Origin of the sequence: Microbacterium testaceum (genome assembly GCF_006539145.1) — a bacterium.
Classification (GTDB): Bacteria; Actinomycetota; Actinomycetes; order Actinomycetales; family Microbacteriaceae; genus Microbacterium; species Microbacterium testaceum.
On record NZ_BJML01000002.1, the window covers coordinates 105,916 to 120,517 of the forward strand.

Annotated in this window: 4 protein-coding genes; all 4 read right to left on the bottom strand. The window is 74.3% G+C overall.

The window, feature by feature from the left end; translation table 11 throughout:
- Positions 1–12 precede the first annotated feature (12 nt).
- Genes MTE01_RS04610 through MTE01_RS17430 form a run of 4 tightly spaced genes read right to left on the bottom strand, consistent with a single transcriptional unit; the run spans position 13 to position 14,565 of the window.
- Positions 13–10,599, bottom strand: coding sequence for a WXG100-like domain-containing protein (locus MTE01_RS04610; protein ID WP_141375976.1), 10,587 nt, complete (start codon positions 10,597–10,599; stop codon positions 13–15).
- A 57-nt stretch (positions 10,600–10,656) separates the two neighbouring features.
- Positions 10,657–10,974 carry a hypothetical protein gene (locus MTE01_RS04615; protein ID WP_141375978.1) on the bottom strand — a complete coding sequence of 106 codons (318 nt, stop codon included), beginning with the start codon at positions 10,972–10,974 and terminating at the stop codon, positions 10,657–10,659.
- Positions 10,964–11,365, bottom strand: coding sequence for a YbaB/EbfC family nucleoid-associated protein (locus tag MTE01_RS04620; protein ID WP_116238980.1), 402 nt, complete (start codon positions 11,363–11,365; stop codon positions 10,964–10,966). Before MTE01_RS04620 ends, MTE01_RS04615 begins: the two co-directional genes overlap by 11 nt.
- On the bottom strand, positions 11,362–14,565 hold the full coding sequence (locus MTE01_RS17430) for a hypothetical protein (RefSeq protein ID WP_141375979.1): 3,204 nt from the start codon (positions 14,563–14,565) through the stop codon (positions 11,362–11,364). Before MTE01_RS17430 ends, MTE01_RS04620 begins: the two co-directional genes overlap by 4 nt.
- Positions 14,566–14,602: the final 37 nt, after the last annotated feature.

Here is a 14,602-nt window from a genome sequence, read left to right on the forward strand (position 1 = left end):
GGCGCGCAGGGTTCATCTGGTCGTGGCACTCCCGGCTGGTGCGCTCATTCCCGCGAGCGCGTCGTCGAAGAAGGCCTGGGCGTCGAAGACCGAACCGTCGCCGGTGGTCGTGCCATCGGGAAGCAGGACGCCGTCGTCCTCGTGCTCGTCCTCTTCCTCGGGCACGTACCCCGACATCGGCGCGTCGGGGATCCACATCGCGCGCGGCTGAGGTGCATCGCGGAGGTCGCCCGGCGACGGGAGGAAAGCCTGAGCGGCGGGTGACGGAAGATCCGGGATGCCATCGACCGGAGCCGACGAGGGCGGTGGAGGCGCTACGGGGAACGGTGTCGTGGCGCGGGGCCGCGGCGGTGCGGGACGGGAGGGCGGCTCGTCGACCTCGGGCTCTGCCGCCGTGACGTACTCCGCGTCGGACGGCTGCTCGCTCGGGGCTGTCGCGTATTCGGAGTCGGTGTCGTCGACCGGGGCAGTCCGCGGCGGACCGCCGGGTCCGGGCGGCGTCGGCGCACCCGAGATGACCGGGGCCGGGACAGCTGGGGCCGGGACGCCCGGGACGCCCAGGATCGGCGGAACCGACGGGACCGACGCATCGTCGGGGACGGAGGTCGACTCGCGGTCGTCGTCGCCGTCGTCCGAGCCCCAGCCGACGTCGGACTCGTCGTCGGCCTCGTAGCCGTCGTCATCGCGCGCGGAGCTGTCGTCCTCGGCATCCGTCTGAGCGTCCTCGGCGGCCGTCTCGTCGTCGTGCCGGCGCTGGTCCTCGTCGTGCCGGCGCTGTCTCTCCTCGAGTTCGTTCCGCTCGGCCTCGGCCTTCCGCTTCGCCTCCGCGTCCGCCTCGGCCGTGCGCTCCGCCTCCGCCTTGCGCTTCTCCTCGGCTTCGCGACGCTCACGCTCCTCCGCGGCCTTGCGCTCCGTCTCCTGACGCTCGCGCTTCTGCTCGGCTTCGCGACGCTCACGCTGCTCCTCGGCCTTGCGCTCCGCCTCCGCCTCCCGACGCTCGCGCTCCTGCTCGGCCTTCCGCTCCTCCTCGGCCTTGCGCTCCTCCTCGGCCTTGCGCTTCTCCTCGGCCTCGCGACGCTCGCGCTCCTGCCCGACCTTCCGCTCCGCCTCGGCCTTGCGCTCCTGCTCGGCCCTGCGCTTCGCGTCCGCCTCTCGACGCTCGTGCTCCTCCTCGGCCTTGCGCTTCTCCTCCGCCTCGCGACGCTCACGCTCCTCCTCGGCCCTGCGCTTCGCCTCCGCCTCGCGACGCTCGCGATCCTCCTCGGCCCGACGTTCCCGCTCGACCCGATCCTCCGCGTCTCGCGCCCGCCCCCGGGCCGCCTCACGCGCGTCGCGAGCCTCGTCTTCACGCGCCGCCGCCGTGGCGGCCTCGCGCGCAGCGTCGGCGTCACGGGCCTCGTCGCCCGTGAGGTCGGCGGGCACCGCGAGATCGAGGGCGCCCAGCTGCTGCTCCCATACCTGCAGCACGACGGGCACGTCGATCTCGTCCGGTCGCCGCTCGCCGTCGTTGCTCACGACGGTCGAGGTCCCCGCATCCACCTTCAACCGCAGGTGCGCGTCGACGATGAACGACCGGCCCTTGTGCGTGATCTTCTCGGAGGTCTTGACGTCCTCCCCCTGTTCGCCCGTCCGACTCGAAGACACCTTCCACGACGGCGTGAACCCCCCGAAAGCGAAGCCGCCGTCGGTCTCGCCGAACATGCCGAACTGCAGGGTCGCGCCCGTCTCGTCCGCCTGCTTGCGCCCGGCTGCTGTACCGGTGCCGAGGTCGATCGAGTGCTTCAGCGTCGTCTCCGGCGCGGTCGTGTCCAACCGGATCGACGGCGCCACGAGCGCGCCGGAGACCGAGACGTGGGACCGGACGTCGCGGAAGGCGCCGCGGCGGGCGATGAGGTCGTCGGAGCGGAACGTCTCGCCCGAGACGATCCGCGGGAGCGCGGCGAAGAGTGAGCCGTCCGAGATCGACACACGCAGCGCCTCGTCGTAGACGTCGCCCGGCCGCTCGGCACCGAGCGACCCGAGTCGCGCGTGCACGGCAGCCCGGATGGCGTCGCCTCCCGTGTGGTCCCACCGCACGGGTCGCCAGGCTCCCGCCGCCGGCAGACGGAACTGCTTCGCGCTCGGCGCGGGCGGCGCGGACGCAATCGCCTCCGGTGAGTTCTGCGGCTCGAGGATGTCGAGAGAACCGGTGAACGAGAGCGGGGGAAGGGTCTGATGCGTTCCCTCGGTGATGCTGCGCGGCAGCATCGCGTCGACGGCACCGCTGACGTGCTCGTGGATCCTGACGTTCACATCGAAGGTGACGGGGATGTGATGCTGCTCCAGTGCTTCGTGCTCGGCGGTGACGGTCACCGTCGGCGACACCGGCTCGGACGCGCTCTTGTCCCATCGACGGTTGAACACGGTCACGTCGTGCTGCGGGGCGATCTCCGCGCCCGGGTGGTCGATGTCGGCATCCGCGCGCGTGTTGAAACCGAGTCGGCCGTCGGCACCGACGTCGACGGCGTGGAAGCTGCTGCGCTTACCGGCGACGCCGTGCGACCGGTCCGTCGACAGCTTCTCCCCCGTCAGGGTCGTCCGATTCTCGGCATCCGTCGGATCCGGTCGGTGAGCGACGGTGACCTCGATCGTCGCGGTGCGCTGGCTGAACGAGCCTCCCGGGAGCGGGATCGTGACCCGGTTGGGTCCGACGATCGCATCGCGGAGGAACCCGGAGCCCGGCGCCTCGGTGAGCAGACGACGAACCTCGGCGGCGATGAGTCCGCGATCCGCGTCGCCGACGCCACGCGGCCGCCAGGTGGCATCCATGGAGTCGAGGTCCTGCGCCGAGACCGTGCTGTGCCCGACGACGGCGTCGGAGTCGTCGCGGTACGGAGCGAGGGGGTCGCGGGTCGTCGGTGCGCTCGGGGCGTTCGTCGACACGGCCCCATCACCGCGCGACGGCTGCGCGCGAGGCAGGGGGGTCATCTCGTAGCCGTCCGGACTCCCCACGGGAGGAATCGATACCGCCGTGCTCGGGCCGGCCGACGCTGTCGTGCTCGGCCCCGCCGACGCCCCGGTGTCCACCGGTGCGGGCGACGGGGCGGTCGGTCCCGACGTCGTGGCCGCGGGCGTGTGCGCGCTCAGTGCGGGCGGCAGGGCGACGCCGTGCGCGAGCAGCAGCTTCGCGGCCTCAGCAGCGGGCAGCTCGACGTCCACGGACGCCGGCTCGTAGCGGGTGTACGACGGGTTGGCGAACCCCCGACGCCACCGCCACCGGCGCAGCTCCAGGGTGGGTGCGTAGGTGCGTTCGGCGTCGAAGCGGACGACGACGGTCTCCCCCGTCCGGCTGCGCTCCGTCGATCTGCCGGTCGACAGGCTGTGGTCGGCGGACCGCCCGTAGGTGTACCCCGCCTTGAGCCCCGCCTGCATGACGAACCGGTTCTTCGAGCCCGGCACCACCGCACGCAGCATCGCGTCGCCGCCGAAGCCGACGTTCCACTCCCGCGATGTCCCGACGCTCCGGTCCTCCCCCGAGCCGCGCGTCAGCGTACGGTCCTGCCGGGAGGTGACGAACGTCGGGTTGCCCAGGCGCTGCGTCACCTCGACCGACCCGCGCAGGTCGCCGAGCTTGCCGGTGAGCGTCATGTCGCCGGTCGACACGCTGCGACCGCCGAGCCCGGCGTTCGCGATCGTGCGGAGTCCGGCGTCGGAGGCGAGCGCCGCGACGGCCGACGCCGTGACCTCGCCCGGCTTGGTGAAGGGCGATCGGGTGAGGGCGTGGGTGCGGGTCGTGGTGCCGAAGGTCAGCGGGCCCCAGCTCGAGAAGTTGCCGCTGCCCCAGATGCGGCGGTGTCGCGCGCCGGGCCCGTGGGTGAGGTCGCCGCGCTTGGAGAGGGCGGCCTCGAGCACGTCGGCGTGCACCTCGTGCCCGTGGATGCGCTCGACCTTGGCGAAGGGGCCGAGAGCCGCGACGTCGACCGCGCGGAAGGCGCTGTCGTGAACCGCCCCCACGAGGGTGCGTCCGCCCGCGGAGGTCGGCGCGCCGCCGTCCAGCTGGGGACGACGCACGACGACCCCGCTCACCGGGATCGACCGGCCGGCATTCGGCGTCTCCGCACGGTGCCGGCTGCTCGCCGGACCGCTTCCGAGGAGCCTTCCGCCCGCGAGGGCGCGCTGGAAGACGTTCGCATCCGCGGTCGACTCGTGCACCACTCGCAGGGTCGTGCGGGTGGGATGGTACGCCGCGGGCGTGTCACCGGACGCCGCGCGCGTCTCCTTCAGGGCCTGGGATGCCGAGCTCTTGACCGAACGCTGGTGCCCGGCGGACACCTGGGCGGAGGCCCGACCCCAATCCGGGCCGAGTGCGCTCGTCGCCGGAGCCCCGGACGCGGCGAGCAGAAGCCCCCCGAAGGTGAAGCGCTGACCGCGCTTGGAGTCCACCGTCATCTCGCGCTTGCTCGCGAGGGACTCCTCGCGCTTGGACGGGACGCTGGCGGTGGTGTCGTCCGCATCGGTGAGCGCGATGTCGGCCCGCACCGTGACACGGTGCGTCCGGCCGCCCTCCTGCCAGCTGATGGTCGCCCCGCCGGTGGCGGCGTCGTGCAGTGAGGCCTTGCCGGCGTCTCCGTCGAACCGCCCCGCAACGGCACCGGCGCCTTTCTCCGACAGCCCGAGTCCCGTCGAGATCTGGTCCGCCAGATCCGGGGGCGCCGAGACGAAGGAGTCCTTCGATGGATCGAAGGCGGTGTCGGTGCCCGGAGTCACGGACGGTGCGTTGCCGTTGGCGGGGGTAACGGCATCCGGCATCCACAGCCCGCGCGCCGCGGCGTCGGCGATCGGCACCGAGAACGTCGTGCGCACCTCGACCGGCTGCGGAGCGCCGCGACCCGACGCCACCCGGACCGTGCGGGAGAGGGTGTAGACGGCCAGCTTGTCGTCGTCGCTGCGGGAGCTGGAGTGCTTCAGCTCCTTCGAACCGCCGTACTGGCCGCTCAGCGTCACGGTCAGGCCGCCGCCGGTGCGGAAGAAGCTGCGCACGCGCCCGCGCGCACCGATCGTGGCGTTCAGTTCGTTGTTCTTCGACCAGCCCGAGGAGAAGGCGGTGCTGCTCCCGGTCTTGCTCGACCCCGCGGACACTCCGCGGAAGGTGACCTGCGGCGCTCCGGCATCCACCGAGAACGTCAGGGAGTCGCCCTTCGCCGTCGCCTCGCCCGAGGCCGTGAGCAGGCTCGTGAGCGCATCGACGTCTCTCTGCGACGTCGGACGGACCGCGGCGGTGTCGAGATGGGTGACACGCTGGGGACGGATGCCGCGGAGGTCGGCGCTTCGCGCGTCGGCGGGCGCGCCGGGCGCGCGTCCGCGCTGCGGGGTCGCATGGGGCACGGTGTGCTCCAGCTCGGGCATCGACAGGCTCATGTCGACGCGGAGGGGTGTCGTCCTGGCGTCCGTCGTGAGCGTCAGCGACACCGTGGCGTGCGCGGGTGTCGGTGCGGTCGCCGGGGTCGCCGTGTCGCTGAGCGTCGTTTTGATGCCGAGGTCGGAGCCCGTACCGACGCCCAGGCCGAAGGTCACGGCGGGATACCCGGGCCCGAAGCCCGCGGCCACCGTCACCTGCCCTGCCACCTGATGGGAGGTGCTCAGGGACTCCTTCGCCCCGAGTTCCACGTTCTGCGTGCGCGAGAAGACGTCCTCGGCCTGCGCCTCGGGCTTGGCGGCCGCGGGAGCGTCGTCGGTCGCCACCGGTTTCGCCGACGGAGCCGTCGGTGTCACGGCCGGCATGCGCACGTCGGTGCGGTGCACCACGGCTGTGCGCCCGTCGACCGTGATGACCCCGGAAGCGAGCACGTCGCGCCATGCGGCAGCGACCTCCGCCGCCGTCGACTCGTCTCGCAGTCCCAGGGAACGGGAGACGCGTTCGGGGCGCACGCGCAGGTGACGGGCGACCTGCCTCCGTAGGTCGCGCGGATCACCGATGGCAGAGACGGGCAGCGGTTGCCCCTGGAGGATCTCATTCGCCGGGTACTGCCTGTCGGGTAGCTGATGCTCGCCGTCGGCGATGCGCTCGATCGCCCAGAGGTGCCGCGGATACACCGTTGCGCCGCCGCGATGGACCGCATCGCCCATGATCCCGGTGTCGCTGCTCACGCCGCTGCGCGTGGGGTCCTGCAGCAGAACGCGCCGCGTGTCGACCGACTCGTCGGCGAGGCCGAGGAAATGCAGCAGCTCGTGCGTCAACACCGCACCGGATTCATCCGTCCGCCACGTCCGCTGGTCCGTGGCGGTGACCGGCTGCCCGTCCGGCCCCCGGCCGGTCGTCCCCACCTCGTCGACGCCGGCGACGACCCGCACGGTGGCGTGCGCAGTGGCGGCGGTGGGGGTGAACTCGACGTCGAGATGCATCTGATCGCCGCTGGGAAGCCGATATCCGCGATTGACGATGGTCGTCACGCTCGCCCGAGCGCGGTCCTGCGCGGCGGTGACTTCGGCGTCGGTGACGCCCGTCCCTCGCACCAGGTGCACGCGCACGGTGTAGACCTGGATCGCCCGACCGTCGGGGACGATGACGCGCGCTCGGTCGTAGGCGATGCGTCCCTCGAAGCGGTCGAGCCGCCCCGTCCGGCCATCGGCGCGCACGTCGAAAGCGGTCTGGTCGACGCGGTGCGGCGTCGCGGACGCCAGCCGGGGGCGCCAGTCCGACTCGCGGAGGGGGTTCGAGGGGTCCGACCACGTCGCCGTCGCAGCGGGCGCGTGCCGCCAGCCCTCGTCGCTCGCGGCGGACCGTCGCGGATCCGGTGCCGGAGGCTGCGGAGTCGGGCGGCGGCGGGTCCGCGAGGGGCCCGCGGTCGCCGCGGCGGGCGTCCGCGGCGCGCGATTCGGCAGCGGAGGCGGCGGGGGCGGAGAGGAGGGTGTCGGCGCCGCCGGGCCCTCCGACGACGCAGGCGTCGCCGCCGGGGGGCGTGCCGACGAGGAAGACGCGACCACGGGCACCGCCGGGCGCGTGCTCGCCGGCCCGGGTCCCGGCTGCGGGGTGCCGCCCGCGTCCTGCCGCGCCGCTTTCGGCTGCCTCGAAGCCGTACCGGCGGCCGCGCGCGCCGGCGTGACGCGCGCCGGCGTCGGGGCCGGCGCCGGCGAAGACGCCGGGAGGGCAGACGGCAGCGCGGTCGGCGCCGGGGGCCGTGCGGGCGGCGACGACGTCGTCGGCCGCGCGGACGACGGGACGGTCGCCGGCGCCTTCGGCTGCGGGGCTCCCGATGCCGCGTTCGTCGGGGCGGTGTGCCGTGCCGGTGCGACCGTTCCCGAGGTGGGCGCCGGTGCGTCCACGCGCGGCGTGGCCGTCGGCGCGAGGGCCGGCCCTCCCGAAGCGATGCCTGCCGAATCGTCGGCCGCCTCCGCGCGACCCGGACGGGGATCGGATGCCGTCGCCTCACCCGGCGAGCCGTTCGGGGCCACCGCCGGATCCGCCGCGGAAACGGGCGCGGGGTCTCCCGCGGGCCGTGCGCGGCCGGGAGCCACCGCGGACGAAGCCGCCGGCGACGCATCGGCCGTCTCCCGCCCGTCTGCTGGGGAATCCCCCGCGCGGCGGTCGGGCCCGACCTCATCGACCGTCGGGCGCGACGTGTCCGACCCGCCGTCGGACGACAGGGGTGCGGCGGTGAGGTCGTCGGTGTGCGGGCGATCACCGTCGTGCGGTGTCCCCCGCTGCGCACCGTCCGCTGCCGGGCCGGGGGCCGGATCGGACCGGGTGGACGGGTCGGGCGTCGCCGTGGCGGAGGGCGTCGCGGTGTCAGCCCCCGGGTCCGGCGTCGTCGACGGGCCGGCCGTTCCTGGGCCCGTCGCCGCGGGCCCCGGCGTCGCCGTCGAGCTGGGCGTCGCCGTCTCCGTCGGCGCCGGGCCGGGCGTCCCCACGGGTCCGGGGCTCGAGTTGACCGGTGCCGGATCGGGCGTCACGACGGGTCGAGGCGTCGACGCGTCGGACGTCGCCGGCCCGGGCGTCGTCGTGTCCGCCGGCGCCGCGTTCGAAGGCGCCGGGTCCGAGGGCGCCGGGTTCGAAGGCGCCGGGTTCGAAGGCGCCGTGTTCGAAGGCGGCGCGTCGGGAGTGGCCCCCGGCTCGGGCGTCGCGGCTTCGGCCTGTCCCGGTGTCGGCGTCCGCACCGGTCCCGGTGTCGATGCATCGGCCGGCGTCGGGTCGGAGGTCGCCGTGTCAGACGTCTCCGGTGCGGGCGTCGACGCGTCCGCCGGCGCCGGCGCCGGAGTCACCTCGGGTCGAGGCGCCGCCGCATCGGGCGTCGCCGGCCCGGGCGTCGCTGCCGGCTCAGAGGTGGGCTGGTCCGGCTCCGGCGTCGAGACGGGTGCCGCCGCAGAGCCCGGCGTGGACGCGCCGGACGGCGACGGCCCGGGAGTCGTCGTGTCCGCGGGCGCCGTGTCCGAAGGCTCCGCACCGGGGGTAGCCCCCGGGTTGACCGTCGCCGGATCCGCCTGTCCTGGCGCCGGGGTCACCGCGGGTCCCGGCGTCGACCCGTCGACCGGCGCCGTGTCGGGAGTCGCTGCGTGCGCAGGCGGCGGGCCTGGCGTCACGACAGGGGCGGGCGTCTCGGCAGGATCGGGCTCGGTCACCTCGGCGATCGTCTCGCCGGGCGCGGCCGCGTCGGCCGGTGCCGGGACGGGCGTCTCGGCGACCGCCTCGCCGCGCCCCGGAGCGCCCGACGTCGCGGGGCCGGCTGCCGCGTCCGCCGGACCGGTCGTGTCCGTCGCCGCTGGGTTCGGCGTCGCCGCAGGACCCGGCGTCCCCGCGGAATCCGGCGTCGCCGCAGAGCCCGGCGTCGCCGCAGAGCCGGGCGTCACCGCGTCCGAGGGGCGAGCGGGAGCCGGCCGTGCATCGACACCGGAGGCCGTCGCCGAGTCGGGCGGCGCCGTCGGACCGGTCGCCGTCTCGCCGTCATCGCCCGACGGACCTCCACCGGGCGTCGCGCGCGGATCGGTCGGCGCTCCGGGCCGGTCGGAGCTCCCGGGGTCCGCCGTCGCCTCCTGACCGGCGCCCGGCGTCGCGGGCGGACCGACCGGATCCGGTGCCGACGAGGGCTGTCCGAAGGGCGCGGATGCCACGGGGCGCGAAGCGGCCGAATCGGTCTGTGCCGCCGCCCCCATCGAGGACTCGGCGTGCGGCCGTTCCCCCCGCGGCACGGGCGGCATCGTCGCCCCGGAGGGTGGCTGAGTCCCGGGAGAGCTCTGCCCGCGTTCCGGTGCCGCCGCGGCACGGTCGGGGTCGGCTGCCGGGCCACCGACCGCGTCGCTCGCCGGGCGTCTGCCCGGCCCCGTGCCCACGCCCGCGACGGGCGTCGCCGCCGGACCCGGGGCTCGTCCCACACCCGTGCCCGAGCCCGAGGCGGGGTTCGTCATCGGCCCCGCGGCGGAACTCGCTGCGCCGCCTTCGGACATCGCGCCGGATCGATCATCCGCGCTCGTCCCCTCGCCCGTGGCATCCCCGCCGTCCTGGGCGGACCCGCCGCCGAGGTGGAATCCGGCTGCCTCGCCGAGACCGGTGCCGATGCTCGACGACGCCGCCGACATCACTCCGCCGGCGCTGACATCGAACCCCTGTCCCTGAATGGCGTTGTACGTGCCCTCCGTCATCACCTCGACGAACGCCTCGCCGGCGAAGTCCGTGACGATGCCCTGACCGGTCTCTCGCCAGCCGTGCGGCCGTGGCCCCGCTCCCGTCGCCGAGGGCACCGGTGACGGCCCCGAGCCGCCCGGCGTCGGGGTGGGCGCCGGCCCCGGCTTGGGCGTCGGGGTGGGCGGCGTCGGGCTGGGCGCCGGACTCGGGCTCGGCGTCGGACGCGGGGTCGGCGTCGGACCCCCGCTCGGGCTCGGCACGGCGTCGAGAGCATCGCCGCCCACCCCCTTACCCGGTCCGGGCACGGCGATGTCCCCGGCGCCCTTGCCGAGGCCCTTGCCGATCGCCGCGCCACCGACGATGACGGCGCCGCCGAACATGCCCGCGAGAGCGCCTCCCGCCGCTGCACCGGAGGTCTTGTCACCGTCCCAGTCGGTGCGATTGCCCTCCGCCATCTGCGCGAGCTGCGCGACCGCGTCGATGGCGACCTCGCTCAGGACGTTGAACGCCGCCCCTTTCGCGATCTCGGCGAGGAGCTTGCGCAGCACCGTACGGAACAGGATGGAGTACATCGCCTTGCGCGCGGCGAGCCAGGCCATCGACGACCCGAACGACGGCACCGCCATGGCGATCGCCCAGGCGATCTCGGCGATGAGCGCGATCAGGGCGCCGATCAGGGTGTACTTCGTGTACTCGACGTCGAGCGCGAGCTTGCTGAGGAACTGCGAGCTCGAGAGCATCGATTCGGCGACCTCCCGCAGCGCGTCGCCCTCGGTGAGCGAGACGATGTACTGGTCGTACGCGTCGCGGCTTCTGCCGGTGAAGCCACGCTGCGTCGCCATCAGATCGCGGCGCAGGTCGCCGTCGAGATCGCTGAGCTCGCGAGCGGCCAGCTGCCAGCCCCGCGCGAGGTCGCGCAGCTGGTCCTCGTTCGCCATCGGGAAGCGCTCTCCCGCGAGCACGAGGAAGAGATTCGCGGCCTCGTTGCTGACCATGAGCGCCATCGCGTCCCCCTTCCTCGATCGCCCGGCGGACGTCCCGCCGAGCCGGTCTCCGGCCGATTACTTCTGGTGTCGGCTCTCGCGCACGGCGACGTTCTCCGTCTCGGCGAACTCGCCGGCCACCGTCGCCGTGTCCTGGGCGAGTTCCTCGACGGAGGTCGCGAGCTGCGCGGTGAACGCGCGGGCGGCCTCGGCTGCCGGCAAGTAGTTCGCGTCGTACGACTCTTTGAAGTCGCCGTCGCCCGCCGCGCTCGGATAACGGGATGCCAGCTGCTCGACGGTCGCGGACAGACCCCGCACCCGGCTGTGGAGGGCGCTGATCCGTCGCGCGCTCTGACGCATCCGGTCGGGGTCGGCGGCGAAGCGGTCATCGCTCATGGCGACCGCCCTGCAGCTGGTCGACCATGGTCTGCATCATGGCCGTCATCTCATCCGCGGTCGGCAGTCCCGCCGCGGGATCGAGGCCGTCCGGTCCGCCCTCGGCGAGAAGAAGCCGACCGCGCTCCTGAACCTCGCGCTGCGCCTGCGCGACGACGGCGACGATCTTGGCGCACAGTTCTTTCGGTGCGAGCTCGCGCCACGACTGGCCGGTCATCCGCAGATCGGTGAGCACACCTCGCGCATCCACCGTGGCGCTCAGCACACGGTCCTTCGACGTCGCGGTCGCCGTCAGCGCGTCGATGTCGGCGGCGCGGGCGGCGAGATCGGCGTGCGTCTGGCGCACTTCCGTCATCATCTGCTCGATGTCGTCTCCGGTGAACTGCATCATGATCCCTTCTGCTGCGCCACCGCAGCCTCTTCGGACGCGCCGGACTCGGCGCGCCTGCCCGCGACGGGCGCGCGTCCGGCAGCCACACCGGCCGGGACGTGCGCCGGTTGCACCGGCTCGCGCTCCTCGCCGAGGCCGACGACCCCGTTGCCGTCCACGTTGGTCGTGCCCCAGACGGACTCGTCTTCGGCGAGCCAGGTGTTGCGTTCCCGGTCGCGGTCCCGCGACGCCTGCGCCTGCGGCGACATGGGCATCATCGGCATCCCTCCGCCGCCCATCCCTCCGCCGCCGGCCGCGCCGCCGTTGACGGCTCCGTTACCGCCCGCACCGCCGCCCGCGGCGAAGTCGTCCTGACCGCGGACGCCGTCGGTCGCGCCCCAGGTGTCTCCGCCGGCGCCGCCGCCGGGGGCGCCGAAGGACGCGGCGTCGCCCGCTCCGCCGCCTGAGCCGGCGATGCCCGAGCCGGCGTCCCCGAGCATGCCGGCCCCGCCGACGCCTCCGCCGGGCGAGTATCCGCCACCGCCGACGTTCGGGAGGTCGCTCGCGCCACCGCTGCCCCCGAAGCCCGCACCGCCGCCCGCGGCGAAATCGCTCGCGTCCGCGCCGACACCGGGGGTGAGATCCACTCCTCGTCCGGGCGACCAGTCGAAGCCGGCGCCGCCGTCCTGCCCGATACCGGCACCGCCACCGGCCGCCCAGTCGTCCCCGGCGCCACCGCCACCGGGAAGCCAGTCGGAGCCCGCACCGGCACCAGCGCCCGAGCCCGCACCGCCCGTCGACCAGTCAGAACCCACGCCGGCACCGACACCGACGCCATCACCGAAACCGGCACCGCCACCGCCCGTCGACCAGTCCGAGCCGGAACCACCCGCACCCGCACCGCCCGTCGACCAGTCTGAGCCGGAACCACCCGCACCCGCACCGCCCGACGACCAATCAGAACCCGCACCGACACCATCGCCGAAGTCGGCACCGCCACCGCCGGTCGACCAGTCCGCCCCGGAGCCCGCCGCACCGCCGGAACCCGCGCCGAGGTCGTTCCCGAACCCGGCTCCCCCGGTCGACCAGTCTGCGCCGACACCGCCCGACGCCCCGTCGGAGCCGACACCGACACCGGCAGAACCCGCACCGGCAGCGCCGCCCACGCCCGAGCCGCTGCCGCCCGACGCCCAGTCGGAGCCGAGACCGTCCGCGCCGCCGGAATCCGCACCGACGTCGTTGCCGAACCCGGCGCCGCCCGTCGACCAATCGGAGTCCGTGCTGCCGGCGCCCGTGCCGACGCCACTTCCGAGACCCGCACCGCCGGCGGTCGCTCCGGGGGCCGTCCAGCCGGCACCGCCGCCGGCGCCCGCGCCCGAAGACCCGAGATCGGGAAGGGCGGCTCCCGGCGCCGACGTCGATCCGTTCACACCGGCGCCGCCTCCGGACTCGGTGGGGGCCGTGAGCCCGGCGAAGTCCGCCGCCGGTTCGTCGAGGTCGGGCATGGTCACGTCGTCCGGAATCAGCGAAGCCCCGTCGTCGTAGGCACCGTCGCTCGTCCCGGGTCGTCGGCCGGCTGATCCGCTGTTGGTCCCGCGCGCGCCGCCGAAGCCACCCCCGCCGCCCCCGGGTGTGCCCACGACACCCACGCCACCGATACCCTGACCACTCCCGACATCGCCGGTGGACCACGAGCCGGTCCCCGCGCCGCCGCCTGCGCCTTCTGCGCCGAACCCGCGCACGCCGCCGGATCCGGACCCGCCGAAGGCACCGGCGCCGCCCGGACCCGTACCGTCGCCGACTGCGCCGAAGCCGCCATCGACACCGGCTCCGCCCGCCGAGCCCGCGCCCCCACCGCCGACTCCCGCTGCCGCACCGCCGCCGGCACCACCGGGACCGGAACCGAAGACCCCGTCGCCGTTGCCCGAGGCACCCGCGCCGCCGCCGGGACCGGAACCGAAAACCCCGTCGCCGTTGCCCGAGGCACCCGCGCCGCCGCCGGGACCGGAACCGAAAACCCCGTCGCCATTACCCGAGGCACCCGCGCCGCCACCCGGACCATCGCCGAACACACCGTCGCCGTTACCCGAGGCACCGCCACCGCCCCCGCCCGAGCCGTCCCCGCCTACTCCGTTCCCTCCCGGGTAGAGAAGAGACGGGTCCTCCGGCATCGCGGTCGGATCCTGCATCTGCTTGAGAGCCCGCAACGACGATCGCATGGCCGTCTCGAGGGTCTGCTGTGCCGCGTAGACCTCGGCCGCGGCCGTCGCGAGGACGTCGCGCACGGACTGCGAGATCGCGCGGTTGATGGGGCCGTACGTCGACGGGCTCCGTAGATCTCCACCGACGCCGGTGAACCCCGGCGGGGCGAGCTGTGCGCGGTCGCCCCAGGTGTAGGCGGCGAAGACGCCCTTGGCATGTTCGACCGACATGCCGTTGCGTCCCTTCGCCCCGGCGCGCCAGGCGCGGTCGGCTTCCTCGATGTACCGGACGATGTCCTCCATCACCGCCGACTTGGCCTGCGCCGCACGATTGGCGATGGCCTCCTGGTGTTGGTTCCACGTGTTCTGCACGGATGTCTCGAAGGTGCGTACCGCCTCGGCCACGGTCCGCAGGTTGGCCCCGACGCCGCCGTCATCGGTGAGCTGGCGGTGCAGGGAGGCGAGTGATTTCTGCTGTGCGGTGAGCTGCGCCAGCAGGGCCGTCGCCGCCGAGCCGCGGATGGACGAGTCCTCTGCACCGAGCGCCGTCGCGCGCGCGGAGATCTCCTCGGCGTTCTGCCCGATCACCGACGTGAACGTCTCGAACAGGGCGGCCGCCGTATCGGATCGCCGGGCGCTGAGCCCCGGGCCGTTGTCACTGGCCACTTTGGCGACGTTGTTCCTCAGCGCCTGGAAGGCGTCGGCGAAACGGACGCCGGAGTCCGGGTTGTTGATGAGCTCGTACGTGCGGACGTTGTCCTCGTAATGGAAGTATCCGTACCGCATGTCCGCCGACCAGTCGTCACGGCCCGCTCCGCCGGGCGTCCCGCCGATCCATCCGTTCTCGGCGGCCTGCAGCTCGTCGAGCACCGTCGCCAGTCCACTGTCCTCCACACCCGCGACAAGCGCGAGGAGCGCCTCCAACCCCATGTCCCCCGTCGCGGTGGACCCGCTCGTCGAACCCCCTGCGCCCGTCGCTCCGTGGTCGCCTGAGCCCGTGGTGGTCTCGTCCTCGGCCATGTCGTCTCCTTGTTCGCAGGGGGTTCTCGGGGTGGGT

Coding starts and splice junctions, on each gene's coding strand:
- MTE01_RS04610 (WP_141375976.1), bottom strand. CDS start 10,599: ATGGCGCTCATGGTCAGCAACGAGGCCGCGAATCTCTTCCTCGTGCTC.
- MTE01_RS04615 (WP_141375978.1), bottom strand. CDS start 10,974: ATGAGCGATGACCGCTTCGCCGCCGACCCCGACCGGATGCGTCAGAGC.
- MTE01_RS04620 (WP_116238980.1), bottom strand. CDS start 11,365: ATGATGCAGTTCACCGGAGACGACATCGAGCAGATGATGACGGAAGTG.
- MTE01_RS17430 (WP_141375979.1), bottom strand. CDS start 14,565: ATGGCCGAGGACGAGACCACCACGGGCTCAGGCGACCACGGAGCGACG.